Annotated in this window: 23 protein-coding genes; all 23 read right to left on the reverse strand. The window is 67.1% G+C overall.

Translation table 11 applies throughout. From position 1 onward, the window contains the following. Positions 1 to 15 precede the first annotated feature (15 nt). On the reverse strand, positions 16 to 783 hold the full coding sequence (locus M6B22_RS06305; protein ID WP_269444925.1) for an SDR family NAD(P)-dependent oxidoreductase: 768 nt from the start codon (positions 781 to 783) through the stop codon (positions 16 to 18). Then, complete coding sequence (locus tag M6B22_RS06310) at positions 780 to 1,787, reverse strand: acyl-CoA dehydrogenase family protein (RefSeq protein WP_269444926.1); 1,008 nt, start codon at positions 1,785 to 1,787, stop codon at positions 780 to 782. The genes M6B22_RS06305 and M6B22_RS06310 overlap by 4 nt, the downstream gene beginning before the upstream one ends. Beyond that, positions 1,784 to 3,097 carry an acyl-CoA dehydrogenase family protein gene (locus M6B22_RS06315; protein WP_269444927.1) on the reverse strand — a complete coding sequence of 438 codons (1,314 nt, stop codon included), beginning with the start codon at positions 3,095 to 3,097 and terminating at the stop codon, positions 1,784 to 1,786. Before M6B22_RS06315 ends, M6B22_RS06310 begins: the two co-directional genes overlap by 4 nt. After that, positions 3,094 to 3,903 (reverse strand): enoyl-CoA hydratase/isomerase family protein, encoded by an 810-nt coding sequence (locus tag M6B22_RS06320; RefSeq protein WP_269444928.1) that lies wholly within the window; start codon positions 3,901 to 3,903, stop codon positions 3,094 to 3,096. Before M6B22_RS06320 ends, M6B22_RS06315 begins: the two co-directional genes overlap by 4 nt. After that, positions 3,900 to 4,394: a MaoC family dehydratase gene (locus M6B22_RS06325; protein WP_269444929.1), complete on the reverse strand. Its 495-nt coding sequence runs from the start codon at positions 4,392 to 4,394 to the stop codon at positions 3,900 to 3,902. Before M6B22_RS06325 ends, M6B22_RS06320 begins: the two co-directional genes overlap by 4 nt. A 25-nt stretch (positions 4,395 to 4,419) precedes the next feature. Continuing rightward, on the reverse strand, positions 4,420 to 5,781 hold the full coding sequence (locus M6B22_RS06330) for a dihydrolipoamide acetyltransferase family protein (protein ID WP_269444930.1): 1,362 nt from the start codon (positions 5,779 to 5,781) through the stop codon (positions 4,420 to 4,422). A gap of 1 nt (position 5,782) precedes the next feature. After that, positions 5,783 to 6,742: an alpha-ketoacid dehydrogenase subunit beta gene (locus tag M6B22_RS06335; RefSeq protein WP_407935655.1), complete on the reverse strand. Its 960-nt coding sequence runs from the start codon at positions 6,740 to 6,742 to the stop codon at positions 5,783 to 5,785. Positions 6,743 to 6,753: 11 nt separating this feature from the next. Further along, positions 6,754 to 7,902: a pyruvate dehydrogenase (acetyl-transferring) E1 component subunit alpha gene (gene pdhA, locus M6B22_RS06340; protein WP_269444932.1), complete on the reverse strand. Its 1,149-nt coding sequence runs from the start codon at positions 7,900 to 7,902 to the stop codon at positions 6,754 to 6,756. Further along, positions 7,899 to 8,765: a TIGR03619 family F420-dependent LLM class oxidoreductase gene (locus M6B22_RS06345; RefSeq protein WP_269444933.1), complete on the reverse strand. Its 867-nt coding sequence runs from the start codon at positions 8,763 to 8,765 to the stop codon at positions 7,899 to 7,901. Before M6B22_RS06345 ends, pdhA begins: the two co-directional genes overlap by 4 nt. A 107-nt stretch (positions 8,766 to 8,872) precedes the next feature. After that, the gene (locus M6B22_RS06350) at positions 8,873 to 10,135 is read right to left on the reverse strand and encodes a CaiB/BaiF CoA transferase family protein (RefSeq protein WP_269444934.1); all 1,263 of its coding nucleotides are present in this window, start codon (positions 10,133 to 10,135) and stop codon (positions 8,873 to 8,875) included. Between the two features lie 58 nt (positions 10,136 to 10,193). Then, entirely contained in the window at positions 10,194 to 11,099 is a 906-nt protein-coding gene (locus M6B22_RS06355) for an HpcH/HpaI aldolase/citrate lyase family protein (RefSeq protein ID WP_269444935.1), read from the reverse strand. A 43-nt stretch (positions 11,100 to 11,142) separates the two neighbouring features. Then, on the reverse strand, positions 11,143 to 11,931 hold the full coding sequence (locus tag M6B22_RS06360; RefSeq protein ID WP_269444936.1) for an enoyl-CoA hydratase-related protein: 789 nt from the start codon (positions 11,929 to 11,931) through the stop codon (positions 11,143 to 11,145). Continuing rightward, the gene (locus tag M6B22_RS06365) at positions 11,928 to 12,794 is read right to left on the reverse strand and encodes a 3-hydroxyacyl-CoA dehydrogenase family protein (protein WP_269444937.1); all 867 of its coding nucleotides are present in this window, start codon (positions 12,792 to 12,794) and stop codon (positions 11,928 to 11,930) included. Before M6B22_RS06365 ends, M6B22_RS06360 begins: the two co-directional genes overlap by 4 nt. A 50-nt stretch (positions 12,795 to 12,844) precedes the next feature. Continuing rightward, a complete protein-coding gene (locus M6B22_RS06370; protein ID WP_269444938.1) occupies positions 12,845 to 13,720 on the reverse strand; it encodes a 3-hydroxyacyl-CoA dehydrogenase family protein in 876 nt (291 codons plus the stop codon). Positions 13,721 to 13,753: 33 nt separating this feature from the next. Further along, entirely contained in the window at positions 13,754 to 14,365 is a 612-nt protein-coding gene (locus M6B22_RS06375; RefSeq protein ID WP_269445816.1) for an EthD domain-containing protein, read from the reverse strand. 143 nt (positions 14,366 to 14,508) lie between these two features. Beyond that, positions 14,509 to 15,570 carry an ABC transporter substrate-binding protein gene (locus tag M6B22_RS06380; RefSeq protein ID WP_331459793.1) on the reverse strand — a complete coding sequence of 354 codons (1,062 nt, stop codon included), beginning with the start codon at positions 15,568 to 15,570 and terminating at the stop codon, positions 14,509 to 14,511. A 297-nt stretch (positions 15,571 to 15,867) separates the two neighbouring features. Beyond that, positions 15,868 to 16,917, reverse strand: a complete 1,050-nt coding sequence (locus M6B22_RS06385) for a branched-chain amino acid ABC transporter permease (protein ID WP_269444940.1) — start codon at positions 16,915 to 16,917, stop codon at positions 15,868 to 15,870. Positions 16,918 to 16,991: 74 nt separating this feature from the next. After that, positions 16,992 to 17,867 (reverse strand): branched-chain amino acid ABC transporter permease, encoded by an 876-nt coding sequence (locus tag M6B22_RS06390; RefSeq protein ID WP_269444941.1) that lies wholly within the window; start codon positions 17,865 to 17,867, stop codon positions 16,992 to 16,994. Beyond that, positions 17,855 to 18,745, reverse strand: coding sequence for an ABC transporter ATP-binding protein (locus M6B22_RS06395; RefSeq protein WP_269444942.1), 891 nt, complete (start codon positions 18,743 to 18,745; stop codon positions 17,855 to 17,857). The genes M6B22_RS06390 and M6B22_RS06395 overlap by 13 nt, the downstream gene beginning before the upstream one ends. Then, on the reverse strand, positions 18,735 to 19,532 hold the full coding sequence (locus tag M6B22_RS06400) for an ABC transporter ATP-binding protein (RefSeq protein ID WP_269445817.1): 798 nt from the start codon (positions 19,530 to 19,532) through the stop codon (positions 18,735 to 18,737). Before M6B22_RS06400 ends, M6B22_RS06395 begins: the two co-directional genes overlap by 11 nt. Positions 19,533 to 19,609: 77 nt before the next feature. Next, complete coding sequence (locus M6B22_RS06405; RefSeq protein ID WP_269444943.1) at positions 19,610 to 20,815, reverse strand: epoxide hydrolase family protein; 1,206 nt, start codon at positions 20,813 to 20,815, stop codon at positions 19,610 to 19,612. Beyond that, positions 20,815 to 22,197, reverse strand: coding sequence for an NAD(P)/FAD-dependent oxidoreductase (locus M6B22_RS06410; RefSeq protein ID WP_269444944.1), 1,383 nt, complete (start codon positions 22,195 to 22,197; stop codon positions 20,815 to 20,817). Before M6B22_RS06410 ends, M6B22_RS06405 begins: the two co-directional genes overlap by 1 nt. Before the next feature lie 8 nt (positions 22,198 to 22,205). Continuing rightward, positions 22,206 to 23,951 (reverse strand): N-acyl-D-amino-acid deacylase family protein, encoded by a 1,746-nt coding sequence (locus M6B22_RS06415; protein ID WP_269444945.1) that lies wholly within the window; start codon positions 23,949 to 23,951, stop codon positions 22,206 to 22,208. Positions 23,952 to 24,117 lie beyond the last annotated feature (166 nt).

The raw sequence follows: 24,117 nt of genomic DNA on the forward strand, positions 1-24,117 counted from the left end.
GTATGATGTTTTAGACTAGAGGACCTGCCCGCCGTCGATGACGATGGCCTGACCGGTCATGAAGTCCGAGGCGGGTCCGGCGAGCAGCAGGAGCCAGGGGCCGAGCTCCTCGACCGCGCCCATCCGCCGCGCGGGGATCGCCTTCAACACCCGCTGCAGGGCCGGCTCGTCGGCTCGGAGGTCGCTGTTCAGGTCCGTGGCGAAGTACCCGGGAGCCAGCGCGTTGACCTGGACGTTGTGGCGGGCCCACTCGCTCGCCATCGCGCGGGTGAACGCGACGACGGCCGCTTTGGAGGCGCAGTAGGCGGCATGACGCGCGATTCCGGTGAAGGCGAAGTTGGACGCGACGTTCACGACTTTGCCGCTGCGTTGGGCCACGAAGTGACGCCCGACCGCTCGGGTCGCGAGGTAGACGCCGCGGAGATTGGTCGCAATGACACGGTCCCACTCCTCGGGTTCTTGCTCGAGCAGCAGCGATGAGGCGATGATTCCGGAGTTGTTGACCAGGATGTCGACGCGACCGAAGCGCGCGACGGTGGACTCGACGAGATTCTCGACCGCTGACGCATCCGTGACGTCCGTCGGGCACGCGAACGCCTGGCCGCCGCTCGTCTCGATCTCGTCGACAACGACATCGAGCTGGTCGCTGCTGCGCGCGGCGATCACAACGTCCGCTCCCGCGGCCGCGAGTGCCAAGGCGATCGCCCGCCCGATGCCGCGGCCCGCTCCGGTGATGATCGCCGTCCGTCCGCTGAGGTCGGCGAGCGCGTTCGCGAAGGTCATCGTGGTTCTCCTGGTCCGAGGTTCCGGCAGACGGCGTTCGCCGCCGCCCGCAGCGAGAGGGCGTCGCGAAACAGCTCCTCGACCGGGTAGTCACGCAGGTATCCGTAACCCCCGAGAATCTGGATCGCGGACGTCGCTGCATCCGCGGCGCCGTCGAGCGCGCTCGCGAGCACGGCTGCGACGTCACGTTCGGGGCCGGCACACCCCGCGGCACCCGTGAGAGCGGTCGCCGCCACCCGGCGTTGCTCGGCGAGCGCGATCTGCACGGTCGCGATCGCCGACAGCGGGCCACCGAACTGCACCCGCTCGTCCGCGTACCTGCCGGCGTGCCCGGATGCAGCGGTCGCGATTCCGGCGGCCACAGCGGTGATTCCCCGTATCAGCCGGACCCGCACCTCAGCGGCCAGGTCGGGCGATCCCCCGCGGTGTCGCTGGGTGAGCACGGTTCTGGCCGACATGGCGAAGGAACCGTGCAGGCCGCAGATCCGCGCCGGAGAGGAGAACGTGACCTCGGCCGCGCGCACGAACGCCACACCGTCGGCGAACAGGACGAGCAGATCGGCGGCACCCGTCGCGTCGGTCCGCGGCACGACAACCTGGGTCCGTTCGCCCAGCGGCTCGGCGATCGCGGTCCCGAGGGCGGCGTCGACGACGACGATCGGGCGGCCGTGCTCATGCAGGTTACGCAGCTCAGACCCCGCTCCGCATACCGCGGCAACCGCGACCGCGGCCGCGTTCGCATGCGCAGCGGCCAGGGCCAAGGCCGGCCAGGACGCGCCGAGGATCGCGAGCGCACTCGCCGTCGTGGACGCATCGGCTCCGCCGCCGCCGGCGGCTTCCGGTGCCCCAAGTGTCCACACGCCGTGGGCGGCCAGCACCGAGACGGCAGCCGGAGCATCAGGCCGGTCAGCGCGGTCGAGCAGCCGCTCGGCGAGCTTGCCCACCAGGTCCAGGACGGTCTGGTCGGCCGGCGGGTCGAGCGTCGGCAGGTCGGTGACAATCATGTCGACGTCAGTCGGTCGGTCCGGTGCCTTGTGTCCCGCGCAACCAGCAGGCGCTGGATCTCGTTGGTTCCGTCGTAGATCTGGGTGACCTTCGCATCACGCAGGTAGCGCTCGACGCCGAGGTCGGTGCGATCACCGAAGGCGGCGAGCAGACGGACCACCGCGGCCGACACCGCGAAGCCGAGATCGGTGCAGTGCTGTTTCATCACTGCGATCGAGGCCGTCGGCGGCGGACCGTCGCCCGTGGCATCGACGTGCGCGGCCGTGGCGATCAGCAACAGCCTGCCCTGCACGATCCGCCCTCGCAGGTCGGCCAGACGATCGGCGACAGCCTGCGGGAGGATGCGTCCGTACAGCGCGCTCAGCAGAACGAGACCGTGCGCGTACGCGCCGCGGGCGATGCCGACTCCTTGCGCAGCGGCACTGATGCGGGACTTCACGACGGCGTGCGTCAGCAGGTCCCAGGCCGTCCCCGCGCGACCGATCATATGGTCATCAGGGATCCGCACGTCAGTGAGGAATAGCTCGGCCGTCGTCGATCCGTTCATGCCCAACTTGTGCATCGGTTGTCCGCGTGTCAGACCTTCGGCGGCACCCGGCACGACGAACGCCGTTACCGCGGCGCGGCCGCCGCCGGCATCGGCTGTGCGGGCGAACAGCACGATCACGTCCGCCTTGTCCCCGGTCGTGATGAACGTCTTGGAGCCGTTGAGTCGGTACGAACCGTCCGGGTCGGCGAACGCGGTCGTCCGTAGACCAGCGGCGTCGCTGCCGGCGTCCGGCTCGGTGATGGCCATGGAGCCGTACGCGCGCCCGTCCAGGAGTGGTGGGACGTAACGCTGGATCAACTCGTCGCTGCCGCGGAGCGTGATCGGATACGCCGCGTGCGTCTGGGTCATGAAGACCAGGCTGGTGGCGGGGCAGGCGGCTGCGATCTCTTCCATCGCCACCGCGTAAGCGACTGTGGTCGAACCTAGACCGCCGAGCTCTCGGGGGAAGAGCACGCCGATCAGGCCCGCGCGCGCGAGCGCTTGATAGCTCTCCTCGACGAAGACCGAGTCGCGGTCGACACCCGCCGCCCGCGGAGCGACGAGGTGAGCCACCACGTCGCGGAACCGCCCCCGCAGCGAGAGCGCGTCGGCGGGCAGCAGCCCGTCGCATACCGCGTCGTCCAGCTCCGCGTGCACGCGCAGGTAGTCCGTCGGTTCGGTGTCGAACGCCGCTGGCTCGAGCCACCGCGGCGCGGCGGCCACCGCGGTGTGATCACCCGGCTCGACGTCCGGCAAAGGCGCCACAAGAAGCGACGTCATCGTAGGTCCACTGGGCGGTCCACATCGGCGAACACCGCTGATCGCTTGTCGAGGAACGCAGCGACGCCCTCGCGCGCCTCCTCGCTGGCGATCGCGATCGCCGCGTACCCCGCTTCGAGCTCAAGACCGGTGGCCAGCGAGCCCTCCAGTCCGTGCCGCGACGCGAACAAGATGGCGGCGACAGCGGCGGGCCCACGGGTCGCGATCCGCTCGCCGAGCCGGACCGCGACGTCCACGACCTCGCCGACCGGCGCGGGCGGCACGGGCGTGAGCCCGAGTTCGTACGCCCGCGCCGCGGTGATCCACTCCCCCGTAATCATCAGGTGAATGGCGACGGGTACGCCGACTCGCCGGCTCAGACGCTGGGTCCCGCCGTAACCCGGGATCAGCCCGAGCCCGGCTTCCGGGAGCCCCAGCTGCGCCGAGTCGGCCAGAACGGCGAACGAACAGGCCAGCACCAACTCGAACCCACCACCGAGCGCGAGCCCGTTGACCGCGGCGATCACCGGAACCGGGCTCGCCTCGATCAGGCGCATCGTCCGCTGGCCGCTCTGTAGCGTGCGCTGGGCCGCACGGGCATCGATCCCCGCGAGTTCGCCGAGGTCGGCACCGGCACTGAAGGCCTGGGTGCCGGACCCGGTGAGGACGATCGCGCGAACCTCAGGCTCGTTCGCCGCGGCGCGGATCGCCTGTTCCAGTCCCTGCAGCACGGCCTGGTTGAGCGCGTTGCGGACGTCCGGCCGCGCGATGCGGACGAGCGCAACTCGAGCCGACGGCCTAGTGACCTCGACCGGGGCCGCGGTCATGCCGGGTCGACGCGGTCGGTCGCGTGATCGAGGGCCGGCGCGCTGAAGTGGTGCCCCATCACCGTCGTCGCCTCGACCACCTTCACCTCGTGCTGGTTGTAGCCGGTATGCCTGAAGCGCACGATCCCGAACCGTGACTTCGGCTGCTTGTCGATCACCTCGATGACGACCCGGATCGTGTCGCCGACGAACACGGGAGCGAGGTAACTGACGTGGTCCTCCAGATGGGTGGCGACGGCGCGACCGCCGATCCGCCCGATCGGGGCGATGACGAGGCCGGCCGTGAAGATGCCGTGCGCGATCCGTCGGCCGAACGGACCACTGGCCTGAGTGACGTCGTCGACGTGGAAAGGGTGGAAGTCCCCGTACAGCCCCGCGGTGTTGACCAGGTGGGCATCGGTCACCGTGACCGAGCCGGCGTGGAAGGTCTGGCCGGCCTCGAGTTCGTCGTAATAGTTCCCACGCCACAGATCGGTTGGCGGACCGGGCATCACGGACCTCCTGTCGTCGATTCGATCAGCTGTGCAGCAGTAGACGCGCGGGCTCTTCGCAGAGCTGGCCGAGATGATCGATGAAGCGACCGGCTTCCCCGCCGTCGCAGATCCGGTGGTCGAAGACGAGCTTGAGGCGCGCGACGCGGCGCACCGCCAGCTGGCCGTCGACAACCCACGGCCGTTCGCGGATCGCCCCGATACCGAGAATTCCCGACTCCGGGGCGTTGATGATCGGGTCGCCGTCGTCGTTTCCGAACGAGCCGTAGTTGTTGACGGTGAACGTGCCTCCGGTGAGGTCGGCGGGCGTGGCCGCCCGGGTCCGGCACCGCTCGGCCAGCAGCGCGGCCTGCTCGGCCAGGTCGAGCACGCTGAGCCGTTCCGCGTTCTTGATGTTCGCCACCATCAGGCCGGCCTCCGTGTCGACGGCCACGCCGAGGTTGATCGCGTCCAGCAGCCGAATCTCGCCGGCCGCGGGGTCGTACGCGGCGTTGAGGGTGGGGAACCGGCGCAGGGCGGCGACGGTCGCGCGGCAGATCAGCGCGAAGGGCGTTATCCGCACGTCGTATCCCTCGGCGCGCGCCTGCTCGGTGAGCGCGGCGCGAAGGGCAACCAGAGCGGTCAGGTCGGTGTCGCGCGAACAGCTCGCGTCGGGGATCGTTCGACGAGAGTCCTCCATCTTCGCGATGATCCGTTTGCGGATCCCCCGCACCACCTCGACCTCGCCCGGGTACCGGCCGCGGAAGCCGACGCGAGTCGGTCGCGGCGGCGTCGGGGTCGCGGTGGCGGCCACCGCGGAACGGACGATGGCGGCCTCGACGTCCTGACGCAGGATGCGGCCGTCCGGACCCGAACCGGGCGCGAGCGCGTGCAGCTCGACGCCGTTGAGCTTGGCCAGCTTCCGCACCGGCGGCAGCGCCCGGACCGGTGACTGGGCGCGCGGCTCCGCCGGCGGTGGTTCCGGTCCGGCCGTCGGATCAGGCCGTGCACCGCTCGTTGACCCCGAAGACACGCTTACTCGCCGGCGGCGTCGCGGTGACGGCGCCTCCGCCGATCCGTACCCGACCAGCGGCTTGGGTTCGGCGTCCGGCTCGGCGACTGCTTCGGCGGAGCGGACGTGGCTCGGGTCGGGAGCGTCTGCTGGATCGGCCGCGATTCGCAACAACACCGAGCCGACCGGGACGGTTTCGCCGGCCGCGACGCAGATGTCCTCGACCGTTCCTTCGAACGGTGACGGAAGTTCGACGAGCGCCTTCGCGCTCTCCACGGTCGCCACCGTCTGGTTCAACGCAACCGGGTCTCCGACCTTGACCATCCACTCGACGATCTCGCCGTCCTCCAGGCCCTCACCGAGGTCGGGCAGCCGAAACTCCCGGGTCTGCGTCATCTCAGTACTCCATCGCTTGCGTGGCGCGGTCCAGGATGCGTTCGGCGTCGGGCAGCCAGTACTGCTCGATCCGGGCCGGCGGGTACGGGGTGTCGAATCCGGTCGCACGCAGCACCGGAGCCTGCAGCACGTCGAAGGCCGCCTCCGACACCCGGGCCGCGATCTCCGCACCGACGCCGAGCGTGCGCTGAGCCTCGTGGGCGACCACACAGCGTCCGGTCTTTCGGACGCTCGTCAGGATCGTTTCGTCGTCCAACGGACTGAGCGAGCGCAGGTCGACCACCTCGATGCTCAAGCCGTCGGCCGGGCCGGCCGCGGCCGCCTCCATAGCCGTACGGACGAGCGGTCCGTACGCGAGCAGGGTTACGTCGGTTCCCTCGGCGCGGACCACCGCCTTGTCGAGCGGCGCCCCGGTGAACGGGAACTCGACGTCCTCGCGTAGGTAGTAGCGGCGCTTGGGCTCGAGGAAGATCACCGGGTCGTTGCAGCGGATCGACTCCCGCAGCAGCCAGTACGCGTCGCTGGTCGTTCCGGGCGTCACGACGCGCAGCCCCGGTGTGTGGATCCAGTAGCTCTCGGGGCTCTCCCCATGCAGCTCGATGCCACCGATGCCGCCGCCGTAGGGCACACGCACCGTGACGGGCACGGCCACGGTGCCCCGCGTCTTGTTCCGATACTTGGCCAGCTGGGACACGATCTGCTCGAAGGCGGTGTGCGCGAAGCCGTCGAACTGGATCTCCGGGACCGGACGGCGCCCGTAGATGGCGAAGCCGATCGAGGCTCCGATGATCGAGACTTCGGCCAGGGGGGTGTCGAAGCAGCGGTGCGGACCGAACTTCGCCTGGAGTTGGTCGGTCACTCTGAACACGCCACCGAGCGTCCCGACGTCCTCGCCGAGCACTATGACGTCTGGGTCCGCCTCCATCTCGTCACTCAGCGCGCGGTTGAGTGCCTGCACCATCGTCACGGTCGTCACGACGCGTCGCCTCGGGCCGCCGCGATCTCGCCCTGCAGCTGCGCCCGCTGGGCCGCCAGGTGCGCGGGCACGCCTTCGTACACGTGCTCGAACAGCTCCGCCGGGTCGCCGTGGGGCGCATCGTAGATCTCGCTGCGCACCCGGGCACACATGTCCGCCGACTCCTGAGCGACCTCCGCGACGAAGGCGTCATCGAGCAGACCCCGGGCCGAGAGGAACAGTTGATAGCGCTCCAGGGGGTCCTGGGCGGACCAGAAGGCGAGCTCGTCCCCGCCGCGGTAACGCGTTGGGTCGTCGGCGGTCGAGTGCGCCTCCATGCGGTAGGTCAGCGCCTCGATGAGCGTGGGGCCACCACCCGAGCGAGCGCGGTCCACCGCGACTCGGGAAACCGCATACGAGGCGAGCACGTCGTTGCCGTCCACCCGGATACCCGGCATGCCGTACGCGATCCCGCGGTGCGCGATAGTCGGCGCGGCCAGCTGCCGACTGACCGGCACCGAAATCGCCCAGCCGTTGTTCTGGCAGAAGAACACGATCGGAGCCTGGAAGACCGACGCCCAGTTCATCCCTTCGTGGGTCACACCCTCGGACGTGGCCCCGTCGCCGAAGTAGGTCATCACCACGATGTCGTCCTCGGCGAACTGGGCGGCGGTTGCGAGGCCGGCGGCCTGGATGATCTGCGTGCCGATGGACACCGCCTGCGACGCGAACCGCCACTCGCGCGGGTCATGCGCCGACACCCACGTCCCGCGGCTGTGGTGCAGCAGCCGGACCGGGTCGACGTCCCGCACGCGGGCCACCGCGTGCTCGCGGTAGGAGGGAAAGATCCAGTCGTCCCGGCGCAGGGCGTAGGCGCTGCCGACCTGCGCGCCCTCCTGCCCGAGGCACGAGGTGTACACGGCGAGCTGGCCCTGTCGCTGCAGCTTGATCGACTCGTCGTCGAGTCGTCGGCCGAGCACCATGTACCGGTACAGCTGCTGCAGGTCATGATCGTCGAGGTCCAGCGGGTAGCGCTCGTCCTGGGTCAGGGTCCCGTCCGGCGACAGCAGCCGAACGGGCTCCTCGTCGGGGAGCAGGTCGGCCCGCGCGGGAACGTGATAGCGGTGCCGTGTCGCCTGCTCGAGCACCTCCAACGGCTGGTTCATCGCTTGGCGCTCCTAGTGTCGGGGAGTTCAGCCAGCACGGTTCGAGCCCGTTGATGGCATTCGGCCGCGAGCTCGAGATGACGGTCGAGAGAGTCTTCGGCGCCGTCCGGCCCGGCGAGCGCGATGTGGGTGGCACCGACGGCCAGCCAGTCCCCCACCTGAGCATCGACCGCGTGGAGGCCCGACCACGGCACCCGGCCCTCCACGCCGACCTCGCTCCGATCGCGCTGGAACTGATCGCAGGCCGCGTCGAGTCGGCGCAACAGGGCGGGCACGTCCGGCGGAGCTCCCGTGCGCGCGTCGACCCGGCTCGGGATGAATCCGTCCCCCCAGAGCGCGGTTCGGCGCAGCGTTGCCTGCGCATTTCCGCCGAACCACAACGGGATGCGATGACGAGGGCGCGGCGCGATCCCGATCGACCGCCAGTTGTCGGACTGCCCGCGCGCGGTTACGAGCTCGGCAGACCACAAGGCACCGATCAACGGCACCTGCTCGTCCAGTCGGCGCCCTCGGCGCTCGAAGTCGGACCCGAGGCCTTCGAACTCGGCCGGGTTCCAACCCACGCCGAGGCCCGCGCGCACGCGGCCACCGGACAGCTCGGACAGCGTCGCCAACTGCTTGGCCGCGAGCACGGTCTGACGCTGCGGCAGCACGAGCACCCCCGTCGCGAGCTCGATCCGCCGCGTGACCGCGGCGCCATGCGCCAACGTGACGATCAGTTCCATGAACGGATCGGCCACCGTGTATGGAGCGAAGTTCCGGCCCGCGAATCGCTCCCGCGGCGCGCCGGCGACGTGGTCGAAGCCGACCACATAGTCGAAGCCGAGGTTCTCGATCGTCGTGAAGAACTCGCCGGTGCGCATCGGTTCGGCGCACAGCACGCGATGAGGAACGAGCCAGCCCAGCCGGGTACGAATTGAACGACGGGGCCAAACCGTCGTGGTCGGAGCCTGCCGCACGACACTTCTGTTCATCGTGGCGGCCGCCCGTCTGCGAACGCCCCACAGGCACGCAAGGCGGCGAGATCGTCGTCGGAGAGGCCGACCTCCCGCAGGATCTGCTCGCCGTGCTGTCCCGCCTCAGGTACGGGCCCGTCCGCTCGCCGGTGTCCGCCGATCACCCGCCAGGGCGTCTCGATCGAGGCGAGCCGCTGTTCTCCGCCGTCGCCGACGAGGATGCTCCGCCGGGCCTTCACCTGCGGATCGGCAACGACTTCGGACAAGAACTGCACCGCCGCGCTGGGAACGTCAGCCCCCTCGAAGCGTTCGAGCCACTCGGCCGCCACCCGTTGGGCGATGACCGCTTCGATGACCGCTGTCAGTTCACTCCGAGCGTTGCGCCGCAGCTCGTTGGTGCCAAATCGTGGGTCCTGGCCGAGATCGGGGCGCTCGATGGCGGCACAGAAGCGGCGCCAGATAGCGTCGTTGCCGATCGCGATTACGATGGTGCGGTCCGCGGCGCGGAACGGGCGGTAGATCGACAACACCGAGTCGGTGGCGCCGGACGGTCGCGGCTCGGGTTCTCCAGCCAGGTAGCTCGCGATGCGCGGGGCCATGAGGTTCAGTGCGACGTCGAGCAAGGAGACGTCGAGGGCAACGCCGCGCCCGGTGCGCTCCACATCGCGCAGGGCCGCGACGATCGAGAGGGCGCAGACGTACGCGGCCACGATGTCGGTGAGTGCGGTGCTGGGTCGCTGGGGAGCTCCACCGAGCTCACCGGTGACGCTCATGAGCCCGGATCGGGCCTGGGCGATCAAGTCATAGCCGAGCAGGCCCGAGTCGGGACCGTCCACCCCGAACCCGGTCAGCGAGCAGTACACGAGCCGGGGATGGGCCGCGAGTACCTCGTCCGGGGTGAGCCGGAGCCGCGCGAGCTTCGGCGGCGACACGTTCACGAGCATGGCCTGCGCGGTGGCCAATAGCCGGTCCAGAGCGGCGCGGCCCGCATCGGCCCGCACGTCGAGCGTCAGACTCCGCTTGTTGCGATTAGCACTCGCGAACCAGGCCGACACACCGTCGACGAACGGTGGACCCCAGGTGCGGCAGTCGTCGCCGCCACCGGGCCGCTCGATCTTAATCACATCCGCGCCGAGGTCGCCGAGGTGCATGCTCGCGATCGGGCCGGCGTATGACGTCGTCAGATCGATGACGCGAACGCCGTCAAGGGGGAGAAATCGGCGCGTCATCCGGCCGCCGCCCGCTCCGGAGCCACGAGTACCGACGGACGCGAGCATGCCGGCGTGGCAGCCATTAGTTCTCCTCCCCGGCAGCGGTCAGTTCCACGAACGGATCTCAGCGGAACCGGTTGTCCCACGCCTGCAGTTCGTGGTCCAGGCCGAGTAGGCGTTGAGCCGTCCGCACCAGCGGGCCGTCGACCATCTCGCCGCCGACTACCACTACCGTGTGACCTTCGGCCGCGGCGGCGTCGAAGGCGCGCACGATATCGCTCGCCCAGGCCAGGTCCTCGGGCTCCGGACGAAAGGCGCGGTGCACGTGTTCGGGCTGGCGCGGCGAGTAGACCGACGTGCCGTCGAAGCCGAACTGCGCCGCGTACAACGCGGCTTGGTAGGTTGCTTCGGCGTCGTGGACATCGAGGCAGCCCGGGTCTATCGCTCGCAGCCCGTGGGCCCGAGCGCTGGCCACGATTCGTCCCCGTGCATAGGTGAGTTCGACCTGGCGCGGCTGGTCGACGAGCGGCGAGACCTGACTCAGCGAGTTGCGCTTCGTGCGGATGTCGGCGGCGAAGTCAGCCGCTCCGAAGATGAAGGCCTGCATCCGGGGCGCCGCGGCGATGCGGTCGATGTTCTGCAGCCCCTTCGCCGTCTCGATCATGGTCCACAGGCGCACGTCGTCCGCTCCGGGGATCGAGTCCAAGATCGCCGCGGCCCGCTCCACCTCGTCCGCGTCGTCGACCTTGGCCAGCACCAGATAGGTGGGCCTGGACGGCGCGACGGCCCGGATGTCGTGCTCGAAGTCCGGCGTGGACGAGTGGTTGATGCGGGCGCCGCGCTTGCGCGGTCCCCAGGGCAGCTCCGCCATGGCGTCCGCGACCGTCTTGCGCGCGACGTCCTTGCTATCAGGGTGGACGCCGTCCTCGAGGTCGAGGGTGCAGCAGTCGCTCCGAGCCGCGGCGGCCTTGGCGACCAGGCGGGCGTTGCTACCCGGCGTCATCATCATGGAGCGGAAGAAGTCGACCATCACTAACCTCCTAACAGGCTGACGTCAAACTATCAGACAATTGCTACTTGAGGAAATGGCTGGAGTCGGGTCGGCGCCGCTCGGCGAATGCGGCGGCGGTCTCCTTCGCCTCTTCGCTCATGAGATACAAGGTCAGCTGTTGATCGTGGGCCATCCGCGCCTGCCCGGCGACGCCGTTGTGCCGCGCGGAGAAGGCTGCCTTGAGCGCTCCGACGGCGAGCGGGCTCCGCGCGGCGATCTCGTCCGCGATCTCGCGAACGCGCTCCAGCAGTCGGTCCCCGGGCACGACCTCGTTCACCAGGCCCATGCGCTCGGCTTGCTCGGCCGAGTACTTCCGATTGAGCAGCCACATCTCCTTCGCCCGCTTGCGGCCGATGGTGTCTTCGAGATACCAGGTGCCGTAGCCGGCGTCGAAGCTGCCGACCAGAGGGCCGACCTGCCGGAAGACCGCGTGCTCCGCGGCGATCGACAGGTCGCACATGTTGTGCAACACGTGACCGCCACCCACCGCGAACCCGTTGACGGCCGCGATGATCGGTTTGGGAATCGAGTCGATCAACTGGTACACGTCGATGATCGGCAAGACCGTGCCATAACCCACGGATGTCAGGGGGTCATGCTCGCCGCCGATGCAGAAGAACTTGTCGCCGGCCCCGGTGAGGATGACGACTCGAACGTCGTCGTCCTGCCGCAGCCGGCGTAGTGCGTCGGCCAGCTCCAGCGCCGTCTGCCGGCGAAACTTGTTCCCGTTCTCCGGCCGGTTGATCGTGAGGGTCGCGACCGCACCGTCGACCGTGTAGACGATGTCCTGGTACTCCGAATTCGCGCTCATCGCGCACCTCCCGTTCCGACGACGAATCCCCGACCCGACTTCACCCCGAGGCGGCCGGCGGCAACCATCCGCCGCAGCAGGGGCGGGGGCGCAAACTGGGGGTCGAGAGTGCTCTTGTATGCGCTGTAGGTTGCGTGCTGGTGGACGTCGAGGCCGATCAGATCGAGCAGGGCGAGCGGTCCGCGCGGATACCCGAGTCCGAGTTCCAGCGCTTGGTCTATGTCCTCGGCGCTGGCCAGACCATCGTCGTATGCCTGGATCACGTCGTTGAGGTAGGGCATCAGCAGTCGGTTGACCAGGAACCCGGGTCGGTCGGGCGCCTCGATCGCGACCTTGCCGAGTTGCGCCCCGAGGGCGAGCAGCCTGGTGACGACGTCGCCCGAGGTCTGTAGACCGCGGACGACCTCGACCAGGCCCATGACCGGCACCGGATTGAAGAAGTGCAGCCCGGCGACCCGCTCCGGGCCGGGCACGGATGCGGCAATGTCGGTCACCGCCAGCGCGGAGGTGTTGGTGGCCAGCACAGTGCTGCTGCCTACGACCGCGGCCACACGGCTCAGCACGTCGACCTTGGTGTCGAGCACCTCGGCAACCGCCTCGACGACGAGATCGGAGCTGGCGAGGTCGGCAACTTCGGTCGTCGCGCGGATCGTGTCGAGGATTCGGTCGCGCTCGACTGCATCCAGTTTGCCGCGGGCGACCCCTCCGTCGAGCATCGCCGACATCCGTCGGCGGCCGTCGGCCAGTCGCGTCTCGTCGATGTCGAAGACCGTCACCTCGAGTCCCGCTTGGGCCAGCACCTGCGCGATGCCGGCGCCCATGGTGCCGAAACCGAGAACGGCGGCATGGTGGAACTTCGTCATTACCTCACCTTTCATACCTGTCGGCGCTGGCCGCACTGCCTGACACCGCGTTAGCTACCGAAGTGGCCCGTACTGTCATACGTGTAGAAGCCCCTACCGCTCTTGCGACCCAGGTCTCCGGACGCGATCATCCGGTCGACGAGTGGGGGCGGGGCGAAGCGCGGTTCGCGCAACTGCTCGTACAAGCTGATCGACACTGCACGGTGGACGTCCAGGCCGACGATGTCCAACAGGGTGAAAGGCCCCATCGGGTAGCGCAGGCCCTGCGTCACCGCCTTGTCGATGGACTCCACCGTGCCCATGTTCATCTCGAGCAGCCGGATCGCGTTGTTCTCGAACGGGATCAGGAATCGGTTGACGATGAACCCGGGCATGTCCTTCGTGGTGACCGTCGTTTTACCGACCCCCGCGAGGAACTCGTGAGTTCGCCGGCACGCGTCGGCACTCGTGTGCCGTCCTTCCACCACCTCGACAAGTGACATGAGCGGTGCCGGATTGCAGTAGTGGGTGCCCACGACTCGCTCGCGGCGGACCGACCCGGCCGCGATCGCCGTTACTGCCAGCGTCGAGGTGTTGGTGTGAAAGAGCGTATCCGGCTTGCAGATGTCGTCGAGGTCGGCGAAGAGCCGTTGCTTGACCGCCACGTCTTCGTACACGGCCTCGATGACGACATCACAATCGCTCAGTTCCTCCAGAGCCGTCGAGCCCGACAGTCCCCTGCGCGCTTGATCGGCCTGGTCGGCTGACAGCTTGCCCAGCTTCGTGCTTCGGGCCAGGAAGGCGTGGACGCGATCGATGCCGGCCGCGACACGTGCGTCGTCCACGTCATGGAGCACCGTTCGGTGTCCCGCCCGGGCCGCCACGACGGCGATTCCGGATCCCATCGTGCCGGCGCCGATCACGCCGACCGTACCGGGCACGAACATGAGTCTCCTTTGTGGGTACGAGGGTTTCCGAGCTCAGGAAGAAGGGGCCGACCCGGGGGCCGATGCGGTAGTGAACATGATCATGTGGGCGACGAACCGAGGAATGTCCTCGGTGATCCGCGGCCGCCCTTCGCGAGCGAGCCGGACGTGATCGACCAGATCCTGGGTGGTCCTGTAGTACTGCTCGACCACGCCGTCCCACTGGAAGTCGCCGGCGACGGCGGCGACCGTGTTGGTGACATATCGCCCGAAGGTGGGTTCGTAGCTGATCGTCACCTTGGAATGGTGCTCACGCCAGTAGGAGCCGAACTCCTCTGGGCTCATGTCGTCCCGCCGTCGCAGGACTCCGAGCATCTTGTGGGCGTATCGGTCCGTTGTGCGAGAGAGCAGATCGACTTCGGTCACCGCTACGGCTGCCTTAGCACCGGCGGTCCGGCGAAATGCCTCGAGGTCATCCGGGCTCGGCATACCCTTGACGGTGAACGACGTGACGGTCGTCCATGGACGCACCGGTTCCTCTGGCACGATGCCGTCCGCCGGCGAGCAGGCCGCATTGGTCTCGCAGCCGATGAAGTGATCTATGACGGCGCCGTGGGCGCCGGCTGGCAAAGCCAGATCTGCCGGCGCGCTCTCGAAGAACATCATGATCTTCACGAAGCACTTTCCTGTCTGTGGAGAACACTCAACCGCCGCCTGATGAACCACGAATGACTCCCTGACAGCAGCCAGGGTCTCCGGTCGATGAGAAACCGCGTCCCTCAGCGACCGGAGGCGCCTACTTCATCGCGTCAGCTGGCGTCGAGCTTGATGTCGTAAGGCTGTCCAACCGCCGTCGGCTTACCGTCCTTCATGCCGAACAATTGGGCCTGGTCTGCGCCGTAGTGCTTGTCCTTCGAGAACGTATCCGTGCCGAGGACTGAGTCGAGCTGGACCGTGCCTAGTCCCTCGATTGCTCCGGGGAGGTCTTTGCACGGGACTCCGCAGGCGGTGAACGCCTTGATGAGGACCTGACCGATGGTCCAGCCGCGACCGAAGTACGCGGTAGGGGCGTACTGACCCACTCCGTACTTTTGTGCAGCCTTGGTGAACATGTCACCGGGCGCGGGCTCCCGGTAGACGCGGGTCGCGTAGAAGTTCGATGCGTTCACCTTCTTGAAGACCGTCGTGTCAGCCGCAGCGTCACTGGTCACGATCGGCGTCTTGACGCCCGCAGTCACGAGTGCCTGCGCATCGATGATCGTGTTGTCGACCGACGAGTATATGATGACCCCGTCGGGCTTCTTAGCCGCGATATTCGCGGCTTGACTGGCGAATGACGTCATACCCGCGGTGTCGTGCTCGGTGCCGATAACTTGGCCGCCGTTGGCCTCGATCAGCTTCTTCATCGCGGCCAGACCCTCATCCACAGCCGGGTTCTGCAGACCGACGAGTTCGATGCGCTTGCCAGACATGCTCCCGAGCACCTGCTGCAGTCCGCCTACCACCTGCTTTGCAGTGGATCCTGACGGCTGGGCGATCGAGAAAAACCACGAAGCCGGCTTAGGAGTCACATACTTGTCGAGGATCGTGCCGGATACGACCGTCAGACTCGGGTTGCTGTCAAACATCGGCCCTGCCACCGCGAGTTCGGAAGCTGAGGCACCGAAGACGACCGCCGCCGGCTTGGAGGCACTCACCTGCCGCACGGCTGCCTGCGTCCCCTGCGGACTTGTCATGGCATCGATGGTGGTGATGTCGAACTGAGCTCCTTTGACGCCGCCGGACGCGTTCGCGGACTTGAGAGCGGCCGTCAGGCCGGCCGACAGCGGGTTAGCATTCTGAGCCTGCGATCCTGACAGGTCCGCGATCAACGAGATCTTGATCTTTGAGCTATTGGACGGTCCTCCCGAGTCACCTGAGCTGCTGGAGCACGCGGCGCTGAGCAGACCAGTGATGACGACTGGGATGACAGCCCACGCTCTGGTTCGGCGATGACGTGACATGAAGCTCTCCTCGCTGGTTATGAATGGATCCGCGCGCGGCAATGCTAGCGCTTCGCTCCGACATCAGGCAATCAATTATCAGATAATTATTCCTTCGACAGTTCGCAACAGGGCATTGAACATCAGATCGGCCCCCGGCGGACGCCGCGATCAGCAGTAGGCGAGTCAGGCGCCGGAATGTTCATTTCGCGCATCACTTGCCAAGACGACGGCCGGCGGCGACTCGATCAAGGCTCCGTCGGCCGGGCTCTCGCGTCGCCGTCCGCGTCGCCACAGCGGTGAGACCCGCAGTGCGCGGAACCAACCCACAATGCCGTCGGGCGATCGGGTGATGAAGATGATGATGAGCAGCCCGTACACGATCGTGGAGATCTGTGGGCCCTTCAGCGCCGCCGATGATTCGTTCATGAATACACGAGTGATCTTGGGTACTAGATAGGGCAGCCACGTCACCAAACCGGCCCCTATGACGGCGCCGAGGATAGAGTCCAGGCCCCCGATAAGGATCATCGCAACGAACTGGATCGACAGAAGCAGCGTGTAGTTCTCGATCGTTACCGTGCCGTCGTAATGTGCCGCGAGCCCGCCTTGCACCCCTATGAAGAAGCTTGAGATGACGAAGGCCGTGAGCTTATAGGTCGTGACAGGAACACCGACCGTGGCCGCGACCCCCTCGTGCTCGCGGAGCAGCCGCCAGGCGCGACCTGCCTTGCCTCGAGTAAGCAGCCAGACCAGCACGACGATCCCCGAAACAACAGCCCATAACAGCCAGGCCCAATACCGTTCCTTGCCGTCGAAGCCCTTTGACTGGAAGAGCGGAGCGAAGTTGAATCCGGCCGAGCCCGCACCACGCGCCTTGCTCTGGTACTGAGTGGCGAGGTAAACGACGATGAAGAAGCCTGCCAGCGTCGCGAGGGCAAGGCTCAGACCGCGCAGCCGCAAGGCCGGTAGACCGACTATAAGTCCCAGCACTGCCGCAACAACTCCCGCCAGCAGCAGGTCGAACGGGAACGGCACACTCGATCGGAGAAAGAAAACCGCGCTGTACCCACCGGTGGCGAGGAACGCAGCGTTGCCGATTGAAACCAGGCCGGCCGTTCCCATCAACAGGTTGAGCGCGATCGCGCCGATACACGCCAGCAGCGCCGTGTTATAGATAAACAAGTTGTAGGACGACTGCGTCGATGTCATCAGCGCGGTGACAAGTGCGAGCACGCCGATTCCGCCGACCGGCCCTCGTAGGGCTGTAAGCAGCCGCCGCAGCGCCGACTCTCGGACTTGGGCACTAGTCATACGCGCGTCACCTCCGCGGTGCCGAACAGTCCGGTCGGCCGAACGAGCAGTACAGCCAACAGAAGGAGGTAGGTCATAACGTCGGTGAGTTCGCCGCCCCAGTATGTGGCGACGAAGCCCTGCATGATGCCTACGATGATGCCGCCCACAACGGCACCCTCGATGCTGTCTAAACCGCCGAGCAGGATTGCGGGAAAGGCCAGCAGCGCGAGGTTGACCACCGACGGCGACACCACGTTCGTAGCCCCGTAGGACAGTCCGGCGACTCCGGCGAGGACGCCGGCCATGGCCCACGACACGATGTACAGCCGGCGAACATTGATCCCCCCCTGGCTGGCGAGCACAGCGTCTTGACCCGCAGCCCGTACCTGTGTCCCGAAACGCGTGGTGCGCAGCACAGTGGCCACCGCGATTGCGAGGACAAGCGTGAACCCGGCCAGCACCAGCGAAGTCGACGAGACCCGAGTGCCCAGCACTGTTACCGGCCCAGTCGGCAGGAACGGAATGTTGATCGTGTACTGGGTCGAGCCGAATTGGAGCGCCATCGCCCCGTCCAGCACCGCGGCCAGACCAAGCGTCGCGATGACACCCATGAAGTGCGGCAGCCCGGTGAGCTTTTGCAGCACGAGCAGGTAGAAGAGGATCGAGACGGCGGCGACGACAAGCAGGCTGAAGGCGATTGAGATGCCAAGGGGCGCGGCGCGCTCCGTCTGCCACTTGGCAACGATGAACGCGGGCAGAAGCATCAGCTGGCCGTGGGCGAAGTTGAAGGTGGCTGTCGCCCGGAAGGCCAACACCAGTCCGAGGCCGATGAGGGCGTATGTGCCGCCGAGGGAGGCTCCACCGATGATGGAGACGATCACTTGGTCCATAGGGGTCCCACCTTCTTCGCCGGACTGGAACTGACGGCGCCAGCCGATCTGGCGCCCACCACCGCCTGCCGGAACTCCGCCGAGTCGAGTACGTCCTCCGGCGTCCCGCTGGCCACCACACGTCCAGCCTGCAGTCCCAACACATGACTCGCGGTCGCTCGGACGAGCGCCATGTGATGCTCTACCGCGAGCACGGTCGTCCGCCGCGAGCGACGGATCTCGGTGAGCAGGGCTTCCACACCCGAGCGCTCGCTCGCGTCCAGTCCGGAGGAAGGCTCGTCGAGCAGGAGGAGCCGGGGACCGGACACGATCGCACGAGCGATGTCGGCAAGCTTGCGCTTTCCATAGGGAAGCGACCCGGCCTTCAGGTCTCGGCAGTCCGAAAGGCCGACGAAGTCAATCGCCAGTTCGGCTCGCTCGCGAGCCTGACGTTCGCGCTGACGCACTCGGCCGAAGCGCCACAGCTGTTCCACCAACGAGTAGCCGATGCCGAGGTGGAGTCCGCAGATGACGTTCTCCCAGACAGTTGCGCTCTCGATCAGCCGCGGATCCTGGAAGCTGCGGCCGATACCCGCTCGAGCGGCGGCTGCAGGTGTCCAGCCGGCGACCGCCTTGCCGCAGAACTCGATCGTCCCCGTCGTTTGCTGCCGGATCAGGCCACAGACCGCATTTAGCAGCGTCGTCTTTCCTGCCCCATTGGGACCAACGATCGCACTCACCTCAAACTCGCACAGGTCCAGGCTGATCTCCGAGAGCGCATAGATGCCGCCGAACGCGACGGAGAGGTCACGCGTGCTGATCAGGTGGTCAAGGGGTTCCCAGGTGGCGTGGTCGAAAAGCCGCGCGACCGCCGGTTCGCTGAGCGCATCACTCTGCATCGACGTACCCCGCAGCCAGCAGTTCGCTGCCTCGGAACTCCTCGGCCGGCCCGCTCATCCGGGTCCGGCCGGCACTGAGCAGATAGCAATGGTCGGCCACGTCGAGCGCGAAGCCGGTGCTCTCATCGACGAGCAGAACGGAGGTGCCCTGCGCCGCAACTTCCCGGACCGCGTCGAACAGAGGCTCGTGCAGGCTGTGATGCAGACCTAGCGTCATCTCGTCGATGATCAGGAGCCTCGGATCGGTCAGCAGGCCTCTTGCGATTGCCAGCATCTGCTGCTGGCCGCCGCTGAGTCGACCGGCCTGCGATCGCCGACGTTCCCACAGAATCGGAAACATGTCGTAGACCCGTTGGAACGCTGCGGCCCGCTCTGCGCGAGGCGGCAACTGACCAAGCGCCTCGAGGTTCTCGCGAACGGATAGCGATGCGAACACCTTCTTGCGTTCGGGGACGAAGGCCAACCCGATCCGCGCTGTCCGGCTCGGCTCCATGTTGGTGGTGGCCCGCCCCATCAACGAAACCGAACCGTCGATGACCCTCGCACCTTCGCTGCGGAGGAACCCGCTGATCGCGCGAACGGTGGTGGTCTTGCCGGCGCCATTCGGGCCGAACAGCGCTACCACCTGGCCGACCTTGACCTCGACCGAGACATCGAGGATGCCGAGGGCGCCGTTCCGATAACGCACGCGAAGGCTGTTCGCGGACAGGACTACCGGCGCGCCAGGGGCGCTTGGTGGGCTCTCGCCCGTTTTGGTCACGATTGGTGAGGCGGTTGGTGGCCGCATGAACACCCCTTCAGCGTCTGACCGAGCACGGCGGACCGCTCGAGTACGCCAAGACTAAAAACGTTGAAATGCAAATGTCAACAGTCAGTCATTTGCGGATTGACGGACACCTTGTCAGGGTCCCGTGCGGCCCGCCTCCAGAGGGGGCCGAAGAACTCTCTCAGGTCCTCGGCCAGAGCAGCCGGTTGCTCCATCGCGGCGAAGTGCCCGCCTTTCGGATGCTCAGTCCAGCGGACCACGTTGTAAGCGCGTTCGGCCCAGGCGCGGGGAGGGCGCCACAGCTCTTTGGGGAACAGGGCACACGCTGTGGGTACGGACACGTACTGATCTGGAAGTGGACTGCGGCCCGATCGGTGCGATTCGTAGTAGAGGCGGGCCGAGGATGCGACGGTGGCCGTGAACCAATACGTCGCGATGTTGCGCAACACCATGTCGCGAGTGAGCACCGACTCCAGGTCGCCTCCGCAATCGGTCCAGGACCGATACTTCTCCAGCATCCAAGCGGCGAGGCCGGCTGGCGAGTCGGTGAGCCCGAAGGCCAGCGTCTGCGGCTTGGTTCGTTGGATGGCCGAGTAGCCGCGCTCCTCGCGGTCCAGCTCGGCGCGGCGCGCCAATTCGGCGCGGCCCAGGTCGTCGTCGACGACGTCGGGGGGCTGGACCATCACGAGGTTCAGATGGATGCCGACCAGCCGGTCGGGTATGTGTACAGCCAGGTTGGCCGTCGCCATCGAGCCCCAGTCACCGCCCTGCGCGCCGAACCGCTCGTATCCGAGCAGCTGCATGAGCTCGCCCTCCATCCGAGCCACCCGCTGAATGTCCCAGCCGGGTTCGGTCGTAGGGCCGCTCCAGCCATACCCCGGTATGGACGGACACACCACGTGAAACGCGTCCGCTCGACGGCCACCGTGTGCCACCGGGTCGGTGAGTGGCCCGAGCAGGTCCGCGAACTCCCAGATCGAGCCCGGCCAGCCGTGGGTCAGCAGTAGCGGCATCGCCTCCGCGTGCGGCGAGCGCACGTGAAGGAAGTGCACCGTCTGGCCGTCGATCACAGTGCGGTACTGAGGCCAGCCGTTCAGCTCGTTCTCCGCCGCTCGCCAGTCGAACTCGTGCAGCCAGTAGTCGCACAGAGCGCGCACATATGACACGTCTGCACCTTGTGACCATCCGGAACCGGAGAGCTGATCAGGCCACCGTGTGCGGCTCAGACGATCGTGCAGGTCGGTCATCGCATCGGCGGTAACCGAGACGCGGAACGGCCGGATCTCATGGACCCCGACCGCCATCAGCCGTCCGCGCCGACGAGTTCGCCGAGCCGGTTCCAGTCCTCGCGTACCCGAAGCTGTATCTCCTCGCCGTACATCCATGACGGGTCGCGCAACAGCTGGGCGGTCTCCCAGAACTTGAGATAGAGATCCTGGTCTTCGGCCGTCAGTGCCTCGATACGATCCATAACTGCGTTCAGCTCACGCGCCCCGGGTGGGGGCGGAGGGCCCACCACTCCCTCGACGCGATAGTCGGCGCCTGTCGCCATTCGCCAGCAGAACAACGCGTCCTCGGCGATGCGGCTCTGGACACGACCCGCAGTGCCCGGCGTCAGCCCGCTACCAGCCAATTCCGTCCGCAGGTGATGGGCAGCCAGAGCCGCGACCGTCATACCCTGCCCGTAAACCGGATTGAACGCAGCGAATGCGTCACCCACGACCAGTAGGCCGTCAGGCATGGTGGCCTGGTCGTACCGACGGAGCCGGTTGACGGTGTTGCGCCACACACGAGGCGTCCCGATCACCCGGACCTGGGCGACCGCGGCGTCCAGTGGCGCATACTCCAGGCTGGCGATGAACTCGAAGAAGCCCTTCGGATCGGCCGGCGGATGATCGCCGGCCGAACCCATCGCGGTGAGGATCCACCGGCTGTCCCCGTCCTGCACCCACATCGCGGCGCCACGCGTACGCGACGGATGGTCACCGACAGCCCGACCGCGGGGCAACGCGGAGAGCGCGAGATAGCCGGGGTCGAATCCGTCCGGTACCTCGACGAAGCAACTCGAGTAGCCCCAGCGAGCATCCACGGTCACCTCCTCGGGCGAGGAATACCCGGCCGCGACGAGCCAATCGGGCGTCTTCGACTGCCGACCGGTCGCATCGACGATTAGGTCCGCGTCCAGCACCTCGACATCGGACGAACCGGATCGTCGGACCTGCAGGCCGCTCACCCGACCGTCGCGCACGACCAGACCACTGGCCGCTGCATCCGACAGGAACTCCACGCGCGGGTGTCGCCGCGCCCGTTGGCGCACGGTCCACTCGATCAGCTCGCGGCTTAAGAGCAGCAGCGACATCGGCGACTCGAATCGCGGCGCCCAGCCGTACCGCCGCATTGCCAGGCACTCTCGGGTCATGCAGGTCAGCACAGCGCCACGCTCCACCGTCTCAGCGGTGAAACCGGGGTAGATGCTCTCGATGACGTCCCGTCCGCGCGCGAGGAGCGTATGGAAGTGTTGCGCGTGCGGCACCCCGCGCCGCGGCCCGATCGCGTCAGGCATCGGGTCGCGCTCGACGACAATCACCCGGTCCACTGAGTCCGCAAGTACGCCGGCCGCAAGTGCGCCGGCGATGCTTCCGCCGACAACTAGGGCCACGCGTGATCGCTCGAGATCTCCCACCATGTCCGCTCCTAGCGATTCTCGCTGGACTTCAGTTCGGGCGCCGGCGCTGGCTGGGCGCCGCGCACGAGTCGACCGGGAAGGGCACCCGTGTGTCGACCGTTCTCGAACGTGACCTCGCCGGCCACGATGGTGGCGACATAGCCCGTCGCCTCCTGCATCACCCGGCGTCCACCCGCGGGCAGGTCGTACGCGACGTACGGATGTTTGGCGTTCAGGTTCTCGAAATCGATGACGTTGAGGTCGGCGCGATAGCCAGGGGCGATTCGGCCTCGGTCGAGCAGACCGACGGTCCGCGCCGTGTCCATGGTCTGACGCTTGATGAGCCATTCCACCGGCAGTCGTTCACCGCGGACACGGTCGCGACCCCAGTGCGTCAGCAGCGTTGTCGGGAAGCTTGCATCGACGACCGCGCCGCAATGCGCGCCGCCGTCGCCGAGCGCCGGAACCGTGTTCTCGTGCTCGAGCATCTCGCGCACGTCCTCGAGGTCGCCGTAAAAGTAGTTCAGCGTCGGGAAGTACAGCAGCGCCTGACCGTCCATCTCCATCATGTGGTCATACGCAACAGCCAGTGGGTCGACTCCGGCGCGCTGGCCGATCGCGGCCAGACTCTGGTCGGCGACGGGCTCGTAGTCCGGCGGGTCACCCAATCGGTAGATTCGGTCCATCGACGCGATCAGGCGATGCAGGTACGCGTCGTCGCTCTCGGTCTGCTCGGCCAGAATGCGGGACCGGATCTCCGGACGCCGCAGCTCGGCAACCCGTTCAGGCAGTGGAAGGTCGGCCAGGGCGCGGTAGGTCGGATGCCCCACAAATGGATGAAACGTGAGATCCCAACCGAGCATGAGCCCGATGGCCCGCACGGAAACCTGGCCTACGATCGGGCTTCCGCTCTCGCGGCTGATCTCGGCGAACTGTGTTAGCCACGTACGCCAGGCATCAGGCTCGGCATCGCGTTGAAGCATGGTGATCGACATCGGACGACGCGACGTCAGAGAGATCTGACGGATCAACTCCATCTCCGTGGCCTCGGACAAGAAGTCCGACATCACGTCGATGACTCCGGCCTGCACGTCGGCCAATCCCGCCGACAGGCTGATCAACTCCTCCGGTGGTGCGGTCATGCTCGGCGTCGGTAGCCCAGTAGCCGTCTTGTGGGCCGGAGTGCGCCCGGTCGACCAACCGATCGCCCCGGCCCGCACACCATCGACAATGATCCGGCGCATCTCGGCAAGTTCGTCCGCAGTAGCGACAGACTCGTGGTCGGCGCCCCGCTCACCCATCACATAGGTACGGACAGCGTCGTGCGGGATCTGAACGGCGAAGTCGATGGCGTGCGGTGTGTCGATCACATCGAGGTACTCGGCCACCGACTCCCAGCCCCAGGTCATTCCTTCTGACAGCACGCTTCCCGGGATGTCCTCGACGCCCTCCATCAGCCCGATCAGCCAATCGTGCCGATCCGGCGCCACCGGCGCAAACCCGACCCCGCAGTTACCCATCACTACGGTGGTCACGCCGTGAAGAGACGACGGCGCGAGCAGTGAATCCCAGGAGACCTGCCCGTCGTAGTGGGTATGGACATCCACGAAGCCCGGCGTGACCATCAATCCAGTGGCGTCGATCTCGGTGCGCGCCGATCCGGCAACGACACCCACCTCGGCGATGACGCCGTCGAGGACGGCGATATCGGCGGTGGTCGATGGACTGCCCGTCCCGTCGACCACGGTTCCGTTGCGAATCACGACGTCGTACATCTCGCCCCTGCCCCCTGAGTTCCTGTAGCTACGGAGGACCCAATCACGTGGCGCTCTGACAGTCAACTATCTAACAATTGCGGTCTCTTCCAAAATGAGGCAGCTCCATAGCCGGACGATCGCCCCGGCGCGTTAGGCATGTGTTGACCGCAAGCAGTTAAAGTCC

It is taken from the genome of Jatrophihabitans cynanchi (assembly GCF_027247405.1).
GTDB classification, from domain to species: domain Bacteria; phylum Actinomycetota; class Actinomycetes; order Mycobacteriales; family Jatrophihabitantaceae; genus Jatrophihabitans_B; species Jatrophihabitans_B cynanchi.

Bases quoted from the DNA above. Each gene is read 5' to 3' on its own strand.
- M6B22_RS06350 (WP_269444934.1), bottom strand. From the start codon at position 10,135: ATGCTCGCGTCCGTCGGTACTCGTGGCTCCGGAGCGGGCGGCGGCCGG.
- M6B22_RS06390 (WP_269444941.1), bottom strand. From the start codon at position 17,867: ATGGACCAAGTGATCGTCTCCATCATCGGTGGAGCCTCCCTCGGCGGC.
- M6B22_RS06310 (WP_269444926.1), bottom strand. From the start codon at position 1,787: ATGATTGTCACCGACCTGCCGACGCTCGACCCGCCGGCCGACCAGACC.
- M6B22_RS06330 (WP_269444930.1), bottom strand. From the start codon at position 5,781: ATGACGCAGACCCGGGAGTTTCGGCTGCCCGACCTCGGTGAGGGCCTG.
- M6B22_RS06405 (WP_269444943.1), bottom strand. From the start codon at position 20,815: ATGGCGGTCGGGGTCCATGAGATCCGGCCGTTCCGCGTCTCGGTTACC.
- M6B22_RS06365 (WP_269444937.1), bottom strand. From the start codon at position 12,794: ATGACGAAGTTCCACCATGCCGCCGTTCTCGGTTTCGGCACCATGGGC.
- M6B22_RS06395 (WP_269444942.1), bottom strand. From the start codon at position 18,745: ATGCAGAGTGATGCGCTCAGCGAACCGGCGGTCGCGCGGCTTTTCGAC.
- M6B22_RS06345 (WP_269444933.1), bottom strand. From the start codon at position 8,765: ATGCGCACCGGCGAGTTCTTCACGACGATCGAGAACCTCGGCTTCGAC.
- M6B22_RS06375 (WP_269445816.1), bottom strand. From the start codon at position 14,365: ATGATGTTCTTCGAGAGCGCGCCGGCAGATCTGGCTTTGCCAGCCGGC.
- M6B22_RS06355 (WP_269444935.1), bottom strand. From the start codon at position 11,099: ATGGTCGACTTCTTCCGCTCCATGATGATGACGCCGGGTAGCAACGCC.
- M6B22_RS06305 (WP_269444925.1), bottom strand. From the start codon at position 783: ATGACCTTCGCGAACGCGCTCGCCGACCTCAGCGGACGGACGGCGATC.
- M6B22_RS06370 (WP_269444938.1), bottom strand. From the start codon at position 13,720: ATGTTCGTGCCCGGTACGGTCGGCGTGATCGGCGCCGGCACGATGGGA.
- M6B22_RS06325 (WP_269444929.1), bottom strand. From the start codon at position 4,394: ATGCCCGGTCCGCCAACCGATCTGTGGCGTGGGAACTATTACGACGAA.
- M6B22_RS06400 (WP_269445817.1), bottom strand. From the start codon at position 19,532: ATGCGGCCACCAACCGCCTCACCAATCGTGACCAAAACGGGCGAGAGC.
- M6B22_RS06315 (WP_269444927.1), bottom strand. From the start codon at position 3,097: ATGACGTCGCTTCTTGTGGCGCCTTTGCCGGACGTCGAGCCGGGTGAT.
- pdhA (WP_269444932.1), bottom strand. From the start codon at position 7,902: ATGAACCAGCCGTTGGAGGTGCTCGAGCAGGCGACACGGCACCGCTAT.
- M6B22_RS06320 (WP_269444928.1), bottom strand. From the start codon at position 3,903: ATGACCGCGGCCCCGGTCGAGGTCACTAGGCCGTCGGCTCGAGTTGCG.
- M6B22_RS06360 (WP_269444936.1), bottom strand. From the start codon at position 11,931: ATGAGCGCGAATTCGGAGTACCAGGACATCGTCTACACGGTCGACGGT.
- M6B22_RS06410 (WP_269444944.1), bottom strand. From the start codon at position 22,197: ATGGTGGGAGATCTCGAGCGATCACGCGTGGCCCTAGTTGTCGGCGGA.
- M6B22_RS06335 (WP_407935655.1), bottom strand. From the start codon at position 6,742: ATGGTGCAGGCACTCAACCGCGCGCTGAGTGACGAGATGGAGGCGGAC.
- M6B22_RS06415 (WP_269444945.1), bottom strand. From the start codon at position 23,951: ATGTACGACGTCGTGATTCGCAACGGAACCGTGGTCGACGGGACGGGC.